The sequence below is a fragment of the Rhodopila sp. genome (genome assembly GCF_965276935.1).
GTDB lineage: Bacteria > Pseudomonadota > Alphaproteobacteria > Acetobacterales > Acetobacteraceae > Rhodopila.
Window position 1 is genome coordinate 75,684 of record NZ_CBDIBS010000003.1, and the last position, 17,020, is coordinate 92,703.

Sequence of the window (17,020 nt, forward strand, 5' to 3'; positions counted from 1 at the left end):
TCGGCATCAATCAAACCCCAGCAGATCGAAGATATCGCGATCCTTCATCGACCGCGTCTCCAGGCCCTCCGTCCCCGCCAGCAGGGTCGCGGCCAAACGAAGATATTCGTTCTGCACAGCGACGATCTCCGGCGTCGGCTCCATCTCGAACAACGTCGATTTTTTCAGGCGGGAGCGGCGGATCACATCGAGGTCCGGGAAGTGCGCCAGGGTCTTCAAACCGGTGCGGGCGTTGAACTTGTCAATCTGATCGGTGCCGGCGCTGCGGTTGGCGATGACGCCGGCCAGCCGCACTTCATAGTTGCGCGCCTTGGCCTGGATCGCCGCGACAATGCGGTTCATCGCGAAGATCGAATCAAAGTCGTTCGCCGCCACGATCAAGGCCCGTCCGGCATGTTGCAGCGGCGAGGCGAAGCCGCCGCATACCACGTCCCCCAGCACATCGAAGATCACCACGTCGGTGTCTTCCAGCAGGTGATGCTCCTTCAGCAGCTTCACCGTCTGGCCAACGACGTAGCCGCCACAGCCGGTACCAGCGGGTGGACCGCCGGCCTCGACGCACATCACGCCGTTGTAGCCGGGGTAAACAAAATCCTCGACCCGAAGTTCTTCCGAATGAAAGTTCACCGTCTCCAGGATGTCGATCACCGTCGGCACCAGACGTTTTGTCAAAGTAAAGGTCGAGTCGTGCTTCGGATCGCAGCCGATCTGCAAGACCCGCTTGCCAAGCTTGGAGAACGCGACGGACAGGTTCGACGATGTGGTGGATTTGCCAATGCCGCCCTTGCCATAGACGGCAAAGACCTGGGCGTTGCCAATCTTCAGGTCGGGCTCCAGGCTGACCTGCACGCTGCCTTCGCCGTCGCCGCGCGTGGGAATGCGTCGGATGATTGTCATGCCGCTACCTCCAGGCCAACCCCTTCGAGCCGGTCTTCAAGTTCCTCGCCAGCGCGTTGCAGCGCTTCGCGCATCGCCTCGCCCGGCGTCCAGTAGTTCCGCTCGTGCGCCTCGATCAGTCGGTTGGCGATTTTCGCCGACGCCGTCGGGTTCAGCTTCGCCAGGCGCGCCCGCATGTCTGGGTCCAGCACGAACGTCTCCGACAGTTTCTCGTAGACCCAGGGCTGCACCTGTCCGGTGGTCGCCGACCAGCCGAAGGTGTTGCTGACATGGGCCTCGATCTCCCGCACGCCCTCGTAGCCGTGCGACAGCAGCGCCTCATACCATTTCGGGTTCAGCGCCCGCGTGCGGGTTTCCAGCGCGACCTGTTCGGATATGGTGCGCACGGTGCCGTCGCCGCGGGTCTGGTCGCCGATATAAACCGCTGCCGCCGACCCGCCCCGCGCCCGCCGCACCGCTCGGCTGATACCGCCCAGCGTATCAAAGTAATGATCGACCGTGGTCACACCCATCTCAAGCGAGTCGAGATTTTGATATGTCACGTCCACTCGGGCTAGCGCATGCGCCAGCACCGCGTCATGCCGAGCCGGCTTGCCGGACACGCCATAGGCGAAACCCTTGCGCTTCAGGTAGGCATCCGCCAGTTCGTCCTCGTCATCGAATGTGCCGCTGCCGACAAGGTTGTTGACATTGGCGCCGTAGGCGCCGTCGGCGTTGCCGAACACCCGCAGCGCGGCGTCCTCGATGGAACCTCCATGTTCAGCCTGAAACGACAGGGCGTGCTTGCGGATGAAGTTCTCTTCCACCGGCTCGTCCGCGGCCGCCGCCAGCAGCGCCGCCTCGGCCAATAGTTTCGTCTGCAACGGCAGCAGATCGCGGAAGATGCCGGACAAGGTCGCGACCACGTCGATGCGCGGACGGCCGAGGGTCTCCAGCGGGATCAATCTGGCACCGGCGACCCGGCCGTAGCTATCGCAGCGAGGTTCGGCGCCCAGCAGCCACAACACCTGGGCGATCGGGCCGCCCTCTGTTTTGAGGTTGTCGGTGCCCCACAGCACCATCGCCACCGTCTCCGGCAGCGCGCCGCTGTCGGCCTTGTGGCGGGCGAGCAGGCGGTCGGCCTGATGCGCGCCGTCACGCACGGCGAAGGCGCTGGGAATGCGGAACGGGTCGAAGCCATGCAGGTTGCGGCCGGTGGGCAGGACGTCGGTGGTGCGCAGAAGATCGCCGCCGGGCGCGGGGCGCAGGTAGCCGGCGTCCAGCGCGTGAATGATGGCCGGAACCTCGTGGTCCACCGCCAGCAGCGCGCCCAGCCGCTGGCGTTCGGCTACGTCGGTAACACTGGCGGCGTCCAGCATGGCGGTGCGCTGCTCTTCGTTCAGCCCCTCGCCCACCACATGCAGCCCGTGCGGGATAAGCGTGTATTCCAGCTCCAGCAGAGCGGCGGACAGGCGGTCGATGTCGGCCCTATCGTCGCCGGTCCAGGCCGGTTCGGCCTCCGCCAGGTTCACCGCCGTCGCCTGCGCCTGGATGACGCTGGCCAGCGTGTCCCGCTGGGTGATGTCGGCATCCGGCGCCAGCGCGCGCCAGCGATCCAGCGAGGCCTTCAGGTCCAACAGGCCGCGATACAGCCCGGCATGTGCCACCGGCGGCGTCAGGTAGCTGATCAGCGAAGCCCCTGCCCTACGCTTGGCGATCATGCCCTCGGACGGGTTGTTGGAGGCGTAGAGATAAAAGTTCGGCAGGTCGCCGATCAGCCGGTCGGGCCAGCAGTCGCCGGACATGCCGGCCTGCTTGCCGGGCATGAACTCCAGCGCGCCATGGGTGCCGAAATGCAGCACCGCGTCGGCCGCGAATTCCTGGTTGATCCAGCGGTAGAAGGCGCAGAAGGCGTGCGTCGGCGCGAAGCCATGCTCGAACAGCAGGCGCATCGGGTCGCCCTCGTAGCCGAAGGCCGGCTGGATGCCGACGAAGATGTTGCCGAAGTGCGCGCCGAGGACGAACAGGCTGGCGCCGTCGGTCTGCACCCGGCCAGGCGCCGGACCCCACTGCGCCTCGATCTCCGGCAGCCAGCGCTGGCGGCGCACGTGGTCGTCGGCGGGCATGCGCGCGACGACGTTGGCGTTGGCGCCGAACAAGGAAGCGTTGCCGCCCAGCAGCTTTTCCCGCAGGGCATCGACGCTGGCTGGCAGTTCAACATCGTAACCGGCTTCGGCCATGCCGCGCAGCGTGTTGAACAGGGACGCGAAGACCGACAAATATGCCGCGCTGCCGACGGTGCCGGCATTGGGCGGGAAGTTGAACAGCACGACGGCGATCTTGCGCTCCGCCCGTGCCTTTCGCCGCAGCGCCACCAGGCGCGCCACCCGCGCGGCGAGCATCGCCGTGCGCTCCGGATGCGGTACCATGTCGCGCCGGCGGTCGTCGCCGGTGGCGCTGGAGCGGCCGCCGAAGGTCATCGGGCAGATGCCGCCATCCAGCTCCGGGATCGCCACCATCATCGTGGCCTCGACCGGCAGCAGGCCGCGGGCGTCCGCCTGCCACTGCTCCAATGTCTGGAATTCCACCGGATGCGCGGCGATATAGGGCACGTCGAGCGAGGCCAGCAGTTCCTCCGCGGCATGCGCGTCGTTATAGGCGGGGCCACCGACCAGGCTGAACCCGGTCAGCGAGATCACCGCATCGACCGTCGGCTGACCCAGGCGCATGAAGTAGTTGTGCACGGCGTCGCGCTGGTCCAGCCCGCTGGCGAAGGCGGGAATGGCTTGCAGGCCATGGGCCTCCAGCGCGGCGATCACGCCGTCATAGTGGGCGGCATTGCTGGACAGCGCGTACGATCGCAGCAGCAGGATGCCGACCCGGCCATTCCCGCCACCGGCGGGAAGCTGCTCGATCCGCTCGACGATGCGGCCGGCGGCACGCGGGTGATACAGGCCGGTGTCGGGATAGGCGACCGGCGGCGCGGTGCGCACCGCGCCGGCCAGGTTCGCCCGCGCGCCGGTCGCGTAACGGTTGACCAGCAGGCGCACCATGCCGCCGAGGTTTTCCTCGGATCCCGCCAGCCAGTACTGCAGCGTCATGAAGTAGGCCCGCACGTCCTGCGCGGTGCCTGGAATGAAGCGCAGCAGCTTGGGCAACTGGCGCAGCATCTTCATCTGGCCGCGGGCGTTCGAGCCGCTGGCGCTCTTGCCGCGCATCCGCTTCAGCCAGGCGATCGCGCCGGTGGCTTCGGTGGACATCTCGAACTTGCCGATGCGGGTCAGCTTGACAACCTCACCCGCTGACAGCAGGCAGATCATCGCATCGCACTGGTTCCGGCGGGCAAGCAGCGCGGGCAGCACGGCGCGGATGTGGTCCTCCAGGAACAGCATGGCGGCGATGACGATGTCGGCCTGGGCGATGTCGGCGTGGCAGGCGTCCAGCGCCGCCGCATCGCTGCCCCATTCGTCGGCGGCGTGCATGGTGACGGTCAAGTTGGGCAGATCCCGCCGCAGCGCGACCTCGGCCCGTGCCAGCGCCCCGCCGAGGTGACTGTCCATCGTCACCACGACCAGCCTTATCGGCGTCAGATTAACCGCCGTCACCCGCATGGGTGTCCGCTTAACGGCCATAATGCGCTTTCGCATCGTATAGGGTGTCCAAGGTGACAGCGGCCAAGCCATGATCCATGGCGAAACGTTCCGTGTTGCGGCGCGCCTTGCCGCGAACGAAGAACGGGATCTTCTTCAGTTCCTTCTCCGCTGCCTGATCCCAGGTCAGCGCCGGTTCGCCGGCCAGCACCGGCGCGGCGTCCGGAAGCGCCGCGGCTTCGCCAAGATGCGAGGCGCCGGCTTCATCCTTGAATTCCGCGTCATCGCGGAACATGCCCAGCAGATGCTCCTCCAGGCCCATCATCAGCGGATGCACCCAGGTGTCGAAGATCACGTTGGCACCCTCGAAGCCCATCTGCGGCGAGTAGCGGGCCGGAAAGTCCTGCACATGCACCGGCGCGGAGATGACAGCGCAGGGAAGGCCCAGCCGCTTGGCGATGTGGCGTTCCATCTGTGTACCGAGAACCAGTTCCGGCTGCGCTTCAGTGATCGCCGCTTCGACTTCCAGGTAGTCGTCGGTGATGGTGGCTTCGATGTTGTGCTGGGTGGCCGCCTGGCGCACCTCGCGGGCGAATTCCCGGCTGTAGGTGCCCAAGCCGACGACGGTGAAGCCGAGTTCCTCGCGGGCGATTCGCGCCGCCGCGACGGCGTGGGTGGCATCGCCGAAGATGAACACGCGCTTGCCGGTGAGGTAGGTCGAGTCGACCGAGCGCGAGTACCAGGGCAGCCGCGATTCGTCGGCGTCCAGCAGCGGCGCCGGATCGACGCCGGCCAGACCGGCGACTTCCTGGATAAAATCGCGGGTCGCGCCGATGCCGATCGGCACGGTCTTCACCAGCGGTTGGCCGAACGTACGCAGCAGCCACTGCGCCGCCGGCATGCCGGTTTCCGGATACAGCACGATGTTGAAATCGGCGTCGCCAAGCCGACCCAGGTCGGCCGGCGTCGCCCGCAGCGGCGCGGTGACGTTGACGTCCACGCCCAGCCGGTCGAGCAGGCCGGTGATCTCGGCCACGTCATCGCGATGGCGGAACCCCAATGCGGTTGGACCCAGGATGTTGCAGCGAGGGCGCTCGTTCGGCGCTTTTTCACGCAGCGCGGAACGCTGCGCGAAGGCGCGGACGAGCTGATAGAAGGTCTCCGCCGAACCCCAGTTCTCTTTCTTCTGGTAGGCCGGCAGTTCCACCGCCACCACCGGGATTGGCAGCCCCAGGGCGCGGGCGAGGCCGCCTGGATCGTCCTGGATCAGTTCGGCGGTGCATGACGCGCCAACCAGCAGCGCCTGTGGCCTGAAGCGCTCGTACGCCTGCAACGCCGCGTTCTTGAACAGTTCGGCGGTGTCGCCGCCGAGGTCGCGTGCCTGGAACGTGGTGTAGGTCACCGGCGGCCGCTTGGCCTGCCGCTCGATCATGGTGAACAGCAGGTCGGCGTATGTGTCGCCTTGCGGCGCGTGCAGCACGTAGTGCAGCCCCTCCATCCCGGTGGCGACTCGCATCGCGCCGACGTGGGGCGGCCCTTCATAGGTCCAGAGGGTCAGTTTCATCGGATTACACCGCTAGCCGCATGCGCCGCACCAGCGGGCGGGCGAACAGCTCAGCCAGGTCACCCGCCTGGTCGTAACCCTGCACCGGGGTGAACAGCAGCTCGATCGACCATTTCGTGGTAAGGCCCTCGGCCTCCAGTGGATTGGCCAGTCCGAGGCCACAGACCACGAGGTCGGGCCTCGCCGCGCGGCAGCGGTCAAGCTGGCGCTCGACATCCTGGCCCTCGCTCAGCGTGATGTCCGCCGGCATGAGCGAAAGTTCCTCGGCCAGATGCTGGCGATGCAGGTAGGGCGTGCCGGCCTCGATCACCTGCATCGACAGTTCGCGGGCGACGAAGCGGGCGAGTGGGATTTCCAGTTGCGAATCGGGAAAGAAGAACATGCGCATGCCGGCGAGTTGGCCACGGTAGTTCGCTACCGCGCGCCGGCCGCGTTCCCGGGCCAGATCGGTGGCGGCGCGGAACCGGACCGGATCGACGCCGAACGCGGCGGCCGCCGCTTGAAGCCACAGCGTGGTGCCCTCTACCCCAAGCGGAAACGGCGCGGCGATCCGGGTCGCACCACGTTCCTCCAGCGCACGCGCGGTCTCCGCCAGGAAGGGTTGCGCCAGCAGATACCGCGTTCCCGGCCCAACCGGCGGCAGATCGGTGGACTGGCGCGGCGGCAGGAATTTGACATTCGCGATGCCCATGGCGGCGAACAGGCGGGCGAACTGGTCTTCCACCACATCGGCCAGTGCGCCAACAACAAGCAGTTCGCGCGAATCAATGGCAGGCAATACCGGGACCAGCGAAGCGAGGCAGGCGTCCTCGCCCTGGGTGAACGTCGTCTCGATGCCGCTGCCGGAGTAGTTCAGCACCCGCACGTTTGGCGCAAATCGCCGCCCCAGTCGTAGCGCGGCGCGCGACAGGTCCAGCTTGATGACCTCCGACGGGCAGGAGCCGACCAGGAACAGCAGCTTGATATCCGGCCGGCGCGCCAGCAACTGGGTCACCACCGCGTCCAGTTCGTCGTTCGCGTCCGACAAGCCCGCCAGGTCGCGTTCGTCGATGATCGCGGTGGCGAAGCGGGGTTCGGCGAAGATCATCACGCCGGCGGCGGACTGGATCAGATGGGCACAGGTGCGCGAACCGACCACCAGGAAGAAGGCGTCCTGGATCTTGCGATGCAGCCAGATGATCCCGGTCAGGCCGCAGAACACCTCCCGCTGGCCACGCTGGCGCAGCACGGGACGGTCTTCACAAGCATCCATCGCACCCGATGCGACAGCCTGGCTCATGAAGTATGTCCCAGCATGCCATCCGCCGGCCAGATCGCCTGCTGATGGCGCGCCGCACGCAGCTTCATGATGAACTGGGTGGCGTTGATCAGGTAGGATGAATAGGCCGCCAGGGCGAGCCACATCTGCCGTTCCGCGTCCACCGCGCCAGAGAACAGCGCGATCAGGTAGGCGGTGTGCAGACCCAGCACCAGCATGCTGACGACGTCTTCCCAGAAGAAGGCGGGCGCAAACAGGTATTGGCCGAACACGTCGCGTTCCCAGATCGCGCCGGTGACCATGATCGTGTACAGCAAGGCGGTCTTCACCACGATCGATCCGGTGGCGACGGCCAGGCCATCGCCAGTCGCCAGGTAGCGCGTCACCAGGCACAGGCTGATCAGGAACACGGCGAACTGCACCGGCGCCAGCACGCCCTGCACCATGGTCCAGCGCGATTGATCGCGCCGCCGGCGCTCATCCGCGGTGTAGAGCGGACGCCCGCGCACCGGGCTGGACTGGTGCAGGCGGCTCTGCCGGCCTGTGGTTGCGCTCCATGGGCAACAGTCGACCGCTCCGACGAAGCGGTTCAGCAGATCAAGCGTAAACATGGATTGACAGCCATGCGATTGCCATGTCGGTTTCGGCATTGGAGAGCGGCACACCGCTTCCCAGCCCGCAGGCCCTGAACCGCGGCTGTAAACTGGTAGGAGCGTCGTTGGTTAGACGGTTGTTCATCTCGCCCTCCCCTGCACATGATGCAGCGTGATTGGAAGGCTAGGACGCGTCTGATCAGACTGTCAAGCGGTCTGTACGTAAACCAAGCTTGACATCCGTGGGCCGCGGCGCTCGAATGAGAAGGGGGATGAGAATGACAACCTTCCTTGAACAGACGTCTGACCCAGCGCAGTGGCGCAACAGCCCAGGTTACGACCTTGGACCATCATCCGAGGCCGGGCCGGCCGCCGCGATAGGCAGCGTTGCGGAGGAAAGCGCCAGCGCCAACCTGACGGGCGGCAATGTCGCGTTCATCGGCGCCATCCAGCGCAACAGGCGCACCGCGTTGCTGACCCAGGTGGTGGAGGCGGAAATCCTGCCACGACTCGCCCTCGCGCGGAGCGCGGCGGCAAGTCAATCCAATGCGACAGCAACACCGACAACCAAAGATGACACAGGTGAACTGGTTCGCTTGCTGCTGGGCCGCGAACCCGAGGGCGCCGTGGCGTTCATCGACCTGCTGCGGCGGCGCGGCGTCACCACCGCATCGCTCTACCTCGGCATCCTGACGCAGGCGGCCCGCCTGCTGGGCGAACTCTGGAACGACGATCGCTGCGACTTCACCCAGGTCACCATCAGCGTGGGGCGGCTGCAGCAGATCGTGCGCGCGCTCTCACCCAACTTCCAGGTCGCGGCAGTCAACCACCCATATCCGGAAACCGTGCTGCTGCTGCCGGCGCCGGGCGAACAACACACGTTCGGCCTGGTCATCCTGTCAGAGTTCTTCCAGCGGGAAGGCTGGCATGTGGCGGGTGGTCCGGCATCAACCAGCGCGGATGCCGCCGACCTCGTGCGCGACAACTGGGTCGATGTCGCCGGCTTTTCGATCGGATCGGCCTCGCGGCTGGAGGGCCTCGGCGGCATCATCCGCACCCTGCGACGGGTTTCACGGAACCGCGATATCAGCATCATGATCGGTGGACCACTTTTTCTGCTGCATCCCGACCTCGTGGCACGCGTCGGTGCCGATGTCGGGGCGCGCGACGCGCAGAGCGCGGTGCGGCAGGCAACTAGCATATTGGCGTTGCGTACGGCGGCCGACTGACCGCGAGGCGGGGGAAGACTTGGTCGCGTCCCAGCCCGGGGCGCGCAGCGGGCCCGTTGCTTTAACTGGAGGATGTCGCTGACCGTGAAAGCGTTCAGAACTCCGAAGACAGCGCTGGGCAACATCGATGCGGAAGCCGCGGCGGCTTTGGTCGCCGCGGCGGCCGACATTGCCTTGATTCTGGATGCATCGGGGGTCATCCACGATGTTTCCATCGCTGACCAGGGCCTCGTGGACGACCTTCCTGGCCACGTCGGCTGGTTGGGAAAGCGTTGGTTCGATGTCGTGACCGAGGAGAGCCGGCCAAAGGTCGAGGCGATGCTGGCGGAGGCAGCCTCGAAAGGCGAACCGCGCTGGCGGCACTTGAACCATCCCGCCGCAGCCCATTCGGCGGCAACCAGTGCCGGCGCACTCATTGAACCGGCGGCCGCCGACATCCCGATCCTGTACGCCGCGGTTCCGGCCGGGGTGCCGGGACGAATTGTCGCCTTCGGCCGCGACCTGCGCGCGGTTTCTTCTCTACAGCGCCGGCTGATTGATGCCCAGCAGTCGATGGAACGCGATTACGCCCGCACCCGCCATGTCGAGACGCGCTACCGCCTGCTGTTCCAGATGGCCTCCGACGCCGTGCTGATCGTCGATGGCGCCAGCCAGCGCGTGCTGGACAGCAACCCGACCGCGCGCCGGCTGCTGGCCAATGCCGCCGAACCGGGGCAACGCTGGCCGGTCACAGCGATTTTCACCGCCGAAAGCGCCCGCTCGGTCGATCTGCTGCTGGCGGGTGTGCGGGCCTCCGGCCGAGCCGACGATGTGCGGGCGAAGCTGGTTGAAGGCGAGCGGGAGGTGGTTGTCTCAGCCTCGCTGTTCCATGATGAGAGCGGCGTCGCCTGTCTGGTTCGCATTGCCAGTCTGCACACCGGACCGGCCGAAGCCGTGCTGCCGAAGCTGAAGACCAAGCTGCTGAAACTGATGGAAAGCGCGCCGGACGGGTTCGTCGTCACTGGCTTCGATGGCCGGGTGCTCACCGCCAATGCGACGTTCCTGCAACTGGCGCAGCTTCCCACTGAGGAACAGGCCCGCAACGAACCGCTCTCCCGCTGGCTCGGCCGCAACAACGTTGATCTGGATATCCTGACCGCCAACCTGCGCCAGTACGGCTCGGTGCGGCTGTTCGCCAGCCAGGTGCGCGGGGACCTGGGCAAAGCGGCGGAGGTGGAAATTTCCGCCGTGACGGTGATGAACGGCGGCCAGCCCTGCTTCGGCTACGCGATTCGCGATGTCGGGCGCCGGCTTCGGCGGGAGCCGGAGGTGGAGCGTGCCTTTCCACGATCGCTGGAACATCTGACCGAACTGATCGGCCGCGTCGCCCTGAAGGATCTGGTGCGCGAGGCGACCGACGTAATCGAGCGGCTGTGCATCGAGGCGGCACTGAACCTGACCGGCGACAACCGCGCCTCCGCCGCCGAGATGCTGGGGCTGAGCCGGCAAAGCCTTTACGTCAAGCTGCGCCGCTACGGACTTGGCGATCCGGAGGCGCAGGGAGCGGACTAGATCATGGCAGTGTGTTTCCTATCAATCGTTTACGGGGAGGTACCAGAGTTTCAACGTCATAGCGGGCGCAGCCCTCCCTTGCGTGCTCGGTCGCCCGCCATCCACGGCTTTGTTTGAACCAACACCCCAAGGCGTGGATGGCGGGCGACCGAGCACGCGAGGGAGAACTGCGCCTGCCACGAAGTAAACATTTGATCACGGGACGACAGATGCCCTCACTACAAGCATTTCCTAGCGAAACCAGAACCGCTCGTTCGATGCCCGCGGCGCTGGAACTTCTGAAGCCAATAACCTGGTTCGCGCCGATGTGGGCGTATGGTTGCGGCGTGGTATCGTCCGGTGTGCCGGCGGGCAACCACTGGGGCATCATCGTGTTAGGCATTATCCTCGCCGGGCCGATGGTGTGCGGCACCAGCCAGGCGGTGAACGACTGGTTCGATCGGCATGTGGATGCGATCAACGAGCCAGATCGGCCGATCCCGTCGGGGCGCCTGCCCGGCCGTCAAGGCCTTTACATCGCCATCGGCTGGACGCTGCTGTCCCTTCTGGTCGCCGCCGCGCTCGGCAGATGGGGCTTTGCCGCGGCGGTGGTCGGTCTGGCGCTGGCCTGGGCCTACAGCGCGCCGCCGCTGCGGCTGAAGCAGAACGGCTGGTGGGGCAATGCCGCCTGCGCCGCCTGTTACGAGGGCCTGCCATGGATCACCGGGGCCGCCGTGATGGCCGCGACTCGGCCGGACTGGCACATCCTGGCCATGGCGGCGCTGTACAGCGCCGGTGCCCACGGCATCATGACGCTGAATGATTTCAAGTCGGTGGAGGGCGATCGGCAGAGCGGCATCAACTCGTTGCCGGTCCTGCTGGGGGTGGATAATGCCGGCACCGTAGCCTGCGTGGCGATGGCGGCGCCGCAGGTCATCGTGGTGTCGCTGCTGATGCATTGGGGATTCCCGCATCATGCCTACGCCGTCGCCGCGCTGCTGCTGGCGCAGATCCTGCTGATGTTCCGGCTGCTGCGGAACCCTCGGGCGCTGGCGCCGTGGTACAACGGAACCGGCACCACCCTGTATGTGATCGGCATGCTGGTCACTGCCTTCGCGCTGCGGACGCTGCTGGCTGGCGCATCATGACGCCGAAATTCATTCAAGGAGCACTGCCATGATCGAGACATATGATGCGGTCGTCGTCGGCGGCGGGCCGTCCGGCGCGACCGCGGCGCATGAACTTGCCAGGCATGGACGGTCCGTGCTGCTGCTGGACCGCGCTGGCCGAATCAAGCCCTGCGGTGGCGCGATCCCGCCGCGCCTGATCCAGGACTTCGGCATCCCGGACCACCTGTTATGCGCGCGCATCACTTCGGCCCGCATGGTGGCGCCGTCCACCAAGGGCGTCGACATGCCGATCAACAGCGGCGGCTTCGTCGGCATGGTCAACCGCGAGGACTTCGACGAGTGGCTGCGCGAGCGGGCCGCCAAATGCGGCGCTGACCGCGTCGCTGGCCAGTTCCTTTCGGTCACCCGCGATCCGGACGGGGTTGCGGTGGTCAACTTTCAACGCAAGGGCATCGACAAGGCAGGGGCCAAGGGCACATCAGCGGAGCGCGTGCGCGCCAAGGTCGTCATCGGTGCCGACGGGGCGAAGTCGAACGTCGCCGAACAATGCGTCAAAGGCGCCGATCGAATAAAATACGTCTTTGCTTATCACGAAATTGTTCAGGCGCCGACCAAGGGTTTCGACGGCAATCGCTGCGACGTCTATTATCAGGGCAGGATCTCCCCGGATTTTTATGGCTGGGTGTTCCCGCATGGCAACACCGCCAGCGTCGGCAGCGGTTCGGCCCGCAAGGGGTTCTCGATTCGCCAGTCCGTCGGCACCTTGCGTGAGGCCGCGGGGCTGAACGGCGCGAAGACCATCCGGCGGGAAGGCGCGCCGATCCCGATGCGGCCGATGCGCCGCTGGGACAATGGCCGCGATGTCGTGCTGGCCGGCGATGCCGCCGGTGTGGTTGCCCCGGCCTCGGGCGAGGGCATCTATTACGCGATGGAGGGCGGCCGATTGGCCGGCGACGCAGCCGAAGCCTACCTGGCCACCGGCAATGCCAAGGCATTGCGGACGGCGCGCAAGAGGTTCATGCGGGCGCATGGCCGGGTGTTCCTGATCCTGGGCGTCATGCAGTGGTTCTGGTATTCCAGCGACAAGCGGCGGGAGCGGTTCGTCACCATCTGCGAGGACGCCGACGTGCAGCGCCTGACCTGGGATTCCTACATGAACAAGAAGCTTGTCCGCAAGGACCCGCTGGCCCATGTGCGTATCTTCTTCAAGGACCTCGGTCATCTGTTGGGACTGGTTGATGCGTGACGCTTGAAATTGTCGCCGCCGTCGTCTGGGGTGTGGTGGTCGCCGGTCTCGGGGCGTTCCTGACGGAGCTTTCGCCGTGGTACTACCAACTGCGCAAACCGTCGTGGCAGCCGCCCGACTGGCTGTTTGGCCCCGCCTGGACGGTGATCCTGGCCCTGGCGTCGCTGTCCGCATACCTGGCTTGGCGCAGCGCCGGAAGCCGGGATGCCCGTGTGCTGGTGGCGGTGTTGTTCCTGGCCAACGGGATCGCCAATCTCTTGTGGAGCCCGCTGTTCTTCAGGCTGCGCCGGCCTGACTGGGCGTTGATCGAGGTGCCCTTCCTGTGGCTGTCGATCCTGGCGCCGATCGTGCTGCTGGCGCCGATCTCGCGCACCGCCAGCCTGCTGATGGTGCCATATCTGGCCTGGGTGTCCTTCGCCGCGTTCCTGAACCTGACCATCGTGCGGTTGAACACACCGTTTGGGCGATGAAGCGTTCAGTCGCCTGAAGCTCACGCTACAGCCGCAGCCCCGTTACACGATTTCGCAACCATCTTCCCTGACCACTTCCAGAACAACATCCGGCCGGTCCGAAATCAGCCCATCTACCCGCCACCCGATCAGCCGCCGCATGTCCTGGCGCCGGTTGACCGTCCAGGACAGCACGGACAGGCCCAGCGCGTGTGCCTCATGCACCAGCGCTTCTGACAGGTCGGCGTGGTCGGGTGCCCAGGCATCGCCTGCCTTAAATCCGCCCGCCGCGGCGACACAGGCCGGCACCGACCCGTCATGATCGGACGGGCGCACGCCATCCCACCACAGCGCGGCCGCCGCCACCGTCCGCGCCCGCGTCAGCCAGGCCAGCCTTATCTCCGGCCGGACGCGGCGAACATGGGATGGCACCCGCCAGTCGAACGACTCGATGACAACCCGCGTGGCGGCGTTCGTCTGGTCGACAACCGACAGCACCGCGTCCGCCAGGACCGTCGGTTCGACTGTCCAATCTGGATGCGTCGGATCGGTCTTCACCTCGATGACGAACATCGCGTCCGGCAACGCCGCCAGCACCGAGGCCAGTGTCGGCACCCGCGCACTGTCATGCGGACGCTGCTCCGGGAACAGACGATGGGTCGGCGATCCAGGCTTGATCCGCCCCACGTCATACCGCGCCAGCTCCGCCCAGGTCAGCAACCGGATTAACGGTCCCGGCCGGGAGATCCAGCGGTTGGAGGCATCACGCGTAAGGTCTGGATGCAGCGCTGGATCGTGATTGACCACCACCACGCCATCGGCGGTCATTCCGACATCCAGTTCGAATGCGCTGATGCCCAGCGCGGCCACGGCACGGAACCCTTCCAGCGTGTTCTCCGAAAACCGGCCGCGCGCGCCGCGATGCCCGATGACTTGCACGCTTCAACCTCCAACCATCGCCTCATTCGTTCCGCGCTGCTACGCTTGGCATCTCGAGGAGCATCCCATGCAATACACCACACTCGGCCGGACTGGACTGCGCGTCAGCGTCGCCGGCCTGGGCTGCGGCGGGTTCAGCCGGCTGGGCCTGGGCACCGGACAATCCACCGACCACGCCATCGGCATCATCCGCCAGGCCCTGGATCTCGGCGTCAACCTGATCGACACCGCCGCCGTCTACAACACCGAGGAGGTCGTTGGTGCCGCCCTGCGGGGCATACCACGCGAAAGTGTGGTGGTCTGCACCAAAGCCTCGAAGCCCGCCGGCGATGCGGCGTTCAGCGTGGACAATGTAATCGACAGCCTGGATTTCTCGCTCCGGCGCCTGGGGCTGGACTACGTCGACGTCTTTCAGCTTCACGCGGTGCCGCCAGCCGCCTACGGCCAGGTACGCGACACGATCGTGCCGGCGCTGCTGCGGGAGAGGGCGCGCGGCAAATTCCGCTTCCTCGGCATCACCGAAACCGCGCCAAACGATCCCGGACAGAAAATGCTGTATCGCGCGACGCAGGATGACATGTGGGATACCGCCATGGTCGCCTTTCATCTGATGCACCAGGTGGCGCGCACCCAGGTGTTCCCGCACACGCTGGCCCGAGGCATCGGCACGCTGATGATGTTCGCCGTCCGCGGCATCTTCGCGCGGCCGGCTCAGCTTGCCGCGACGATGCGCGATCTGGCCAAGGCGGGTCAGATCCCCGCCTGGCTGGCTGACAGTGACGATCCGCTGGGTTTTCTGGTCCATCCCGACGGCGCCAGCAGTGTCACTGATGCCGCCTACCGTTACGTGCGCCACGAGGCCGGCGTTGACGTCGTGCTGTTCGGCACCGGCGACTCGGCGCACCTGCGAAGCAACGTCGCGTCCATTCTGAAAGCGCCGTTGCCCGCGGCGGACCTTTTAAAGGTGCGGGAATTCTTCGGCCACTTACAGGGTGTGGGGCTTGACGTGCCGCCGCCTAGCACGGTCTGAGACACGATCAGCGCCTGCGCGCGAACGGCGCTTGACGGCACGCGGCGGTATCGAGACTATCAAGTTTCTGGCTGGTGAGACCGTCGCCGTCGACGGCAATTTTCCCTCTTCTTAATCCAAAGCCGGAACCCGCGCCCACGCCGCCTGCATTCCTGCACCTGATGGTGATCCAGTTCGCGGGTACCAAACGCCGGCGGCACAGGTGGCGAGGGAATGGCGCGTCCTCGGGCCGCGCGATGCCATGGAACGAGCCCCAGTCATGAACCCACTCCATGCCAATCCATCAGGCCTCTGCCAGGCCGGTCTTCACCGCCTCCGCGACCACGTTTCGTGCGACCTCACGCAGCAATTGTCGGTCCGCCTCTGGCGTTGCGGCCGGAGCGATGCCTGGTATCACCCGGTCATGGCTATAAGTCGGCAGCGCCGCGCCGTTGTTCAGGATCGGGTAGCCGAGATCCTCGCCGGCGCCGACCGCGCGGATCCCACGCCGGATCATGTTGCGCATCATGATGATGCCGCGGTCGGTGGAAGCGAGATGCTCCAGCCCATGTCGAGCCATGCCGTCGTGAATGCTCACCTGGGCGTCCCAGTCGCCGGGAACCCGCTGCCGCTCCTCATAGGGGCGGTTGCCATCCTGGCCGAAGACGGTGCCGCGCGCCGGGTCCTTGCCCACGGGCGCGCGGTAGTAGCCGATCTGCATGGTATGCGTATCGTCCAGCGGCACCGCCCAGGTGGTCGCCTGCGGGCGGTTCAAGGTGTTGCGCAGTGCCACCGGATCCTGGTTGGGCGGGAACTGGTGAATGTTCGGCAGCATGAAATCGGCGACGCGCACCCAGACCTTGTCGTCGTAGCGGCGGGTGTCAATGTAGACCATGCCGACGGGCGTCTCCATCCAGTCCCACTCGGCCAGTTCCTTGAAATCCTCGCTGAATCCGTCACTGCCCGGAAGCGTGTGCAGGAACGCGACATGTGCCGGATCCATGCTGTTTTCCTTGACCTGCAGCCAGTTGCAGGGCCAGAGCGTGGGGGCGCGGGCGATCAGTTGGTAGCCCGACAGGTCGTAGGTGTCGAAGACCGGGAAGGCTGGTTTCTTGTCCGGTGGTCCCATATAAGCGAACACCAGGCCCGCGTGTTCGTGCACCGGATAGGCGCCGTGACACAGCCGGTCTTTCAGGGTGCTGTCGGCCGGCTCGCCCGGCGTTTCCAGGATCCGGCCGTCCACGTTGAATAACCAGCCGTGGTAGGGACAACGGATGCCGTTCTCGCCGATCAGGCCGTATTCGAGTGAGGTGCCGCGGTGCGGACAGTATGGCTCGACTAAGCCGAAGGCGCCGCTTTTGTCGCGGAAGGCAATGAGGTCCTCGCCCAGGATGCGCACGCGGCGGGGCAGGTCGCCCAGTTCGGTGGCGAGGATGACCGGCTGCCAGAAGCGTCGCAGGTATTCGCCGCATGGCGTGTCGGGTCCGACGCGGGTCATTTCCTGGTCCTCCGCCGGCAGCCCGCGATGGTGATAGGCGCCATAAGCGCCATTCAGGAACGGTGCTCTTTCAACCATGATGTGTCTCCGTGCGGTGCCGTCGCGGCCT

At 66.1% G+C, this 17,020-nt stretch carries 13 protein-coding genes; 6 read left to right on the top strand and 7 right to left on the bottom strand.

The features are described 5' to 3' along the window. Window positions 1–6 precede the first annotated feature (6 nt). Genes bchL through bchF form a run of 5 tightly spaced genes read right to left on the bottom strand, consistent with a single transcriptional unit; the run spans window position 7 to window position 7,899 of the window. Window positions 7–897 carry a ferredoxin:protochlorophyllide reductase (ATP-dependent) iron-sulfur ATP-binding protein gene (gene bchL, locus ACQY4S_RS08205; RefSeq protein ID WP_428484720.1) on the bottom strand — a complete coding sequence of 297 codons (891 nt, stop codon included), beginning with the start codon at window positions 895–897 and terminating at the stop codon, window positions 7–9. After that, window positions 894–4,523, bottom strand: a complete 3,630-nt coding sequence (locus ACQY4S_RS08210; protein WP_428484721.1) for a magnesium chelatase subunit H — start codon at window positions 4,521–4,523, stop codon at window positions 894–896. The genes bchL and ACQY4S_RS08210 overlap by 4 nt, the downstream gene beginning before the upstream one ends. After that, the gene (bchB, locus tag ACQY4S_RS08215) at window positions 4,498–6,030 is read right to left on the bottom strand and encodes a ferredoxin:protochlorophyllide reductase (ATP-dependent) subunit B (RefSeq protein ID WP_428484722.1); all 1,533 of its coding nucleotides are present in this window, start codon (window positions 6,028–6,030) and stop codon (window positions 4,498–4,500) included. Before bchB ends, ACQY4S_RS08210 begins: the two co-directional genes overlap by 26 nt. A gap of 4 nt (window positions 6,031–6,034) precedes the next feature. After that, window positions 6,035–7,309 carry a ferredoxin:protochlorophyllide reductase (ATP-dependent) subunit N gene (locus tag ACQY4S_RS08220; RefSeq protein WP_428484723.1) on the bottom strand — a complete coding sequence of 425 codons (1,275 nt, stop codon included), beginning with the start codon at window positions 7,307–7,309 and terminating at the stop codon, window positions 6,035–6,037. Further along, a complete protein-coding gene (bchF, locus tag ACQY4S_RS08225; protein ID WP_428484724.1) occupies window positions 7,306–7,899 on the bottom strand; it encodes a 2-vinyl bacteriochlorophyllide hydratase in 594 nt (197 codons plus the stop codon). Before bchF ends, ACQY4S_RS08220 begins: the two co-directional genes overlap by 4 nt. A gap of 254 nt (window positions 7,900–8,153) precedes the next feature. On the opposite strand from bchF, the gene ACQY4S_RS08230 reads away from it, so the two are divergent. The 5 genes from ACQY4S_RS08230 to ACQY4S_RS08250 all read left to right on the top strand — a co-directional run bounded on the left by ACQY4S_RS08230 (window position 8,154) and on the right by ACQY4S_RS08250 (window position 13,486). Continuing rightward, on the top strand, window positions 8,154–9,110 hold the full coding sequence (locus tag ACQY4S_RS08230; protein ID WP_428484725.1) for a cobalamin B12-binding domain-containing protein: 957 nt from the start codon (window positions 8,154–8,156) through the stop codon (window positions 9,108–9,110). 84 nt (window positions 9,111–9,194) lie between these two features. Beyond that, complete coding sequence (ppsR, locus tag ACQY4S_RS08235) at window positions 9,195–10,661, top strand: transcriptional regulator PpsR (RefSeq protein WP_428484726.1); 1,467 nt, start codon at window positions 9,195–9,197, stop codon at window positions 10,659–10,661. A 209-nt stretch (window positions 10,662–10,870) separates the two neighbouring features. After that, entirely contained in the window at window positions 10,871–11,788 is a 918-nt protein-coding gene (chlG, locus tag ACQY4S_RS08240) for a chlorophyll synthase ChlG (RefSeq protein WP_428484727.1), read from the top strand. 28 nt (window positions 11,789–11,816) lie between these two features. Beyond that, complete coding sequence (locus ACQY4S_RS08245) at window positions 11,817–13,016, top strand: geranylgeranyl diphosphate reductase (protein ID WP_428484728.1); 1,200 nt, start codon at window positions 11,817–11,819, stop codon at window positions 13,014–13,016. Next, entirely contained in the window at window positions 13,013–13,486 is a 474-nt protein-coding gene (locus tag ACQY4S_RS08250) for a TspO/MBR family protein (protein WP_428484729.1), read from the top strand. The genes ACQY4S_RS08245 and ACQY4S_RS08250 overlap by 4 nt, the downstream gene beginning before the upstream one ends. 42 nt (window positions 13,487–13,528) lie before the next feature. Here the strand turns inward: ACQY4S_RS08250 and ACQY4S_RS08255 are convergent, their stop codons facing one another. Then, window positions 13,529–14,404: a glycerophosphodiester phosphodiesterase family protein gene (locus tag ACQY4S_RS08255; protein ID WP_428484730.1), complete on the bottom strand. Its 876-nt coding sequence runs from the start codon at window positions 14,402–14,404 to the stop codon at window positions 13,529–13,531. A gap of 67 nt (window positions 14,405–14,471) precedes the next feature. On the opposite strand from ACQY4S_RS08255, the gene ACQY4S_RS08260 reads away from it, so the two are divergent. After that, on the top strand, window positions 14,472–15,434 hold the full coding sequence (locus ACQY4S_RS08260; RefSeq protein WP_428484731.1) for an aldo/keto reductase: 963 nt from the start codon (window positions 14,472–14,474) through the stop codon (window positions 15,432–15,434). A gap of 283 nt (window positions 15,435–15,717) precedes the next feature. On the opposite strand, the gene ACQY4S_RS08265 is transcribed toward ACQY4S_RS08260, so the two are convergent. Then, window positions 15,718–16,989 (bottom strand): Rieske 2Fe-2S domain-containing protein, encoded by a 1,272-nt coding sequence (locus ACQY4S_RS08265; RefSeq protein ID WP_428484732.1) that lies wholly within the window; start codon window positions 16,987–16,989, stop codon window positions 15,718–15,720. Window positions 16,990–17,020 lie beyond the last annotated feature (31 nt).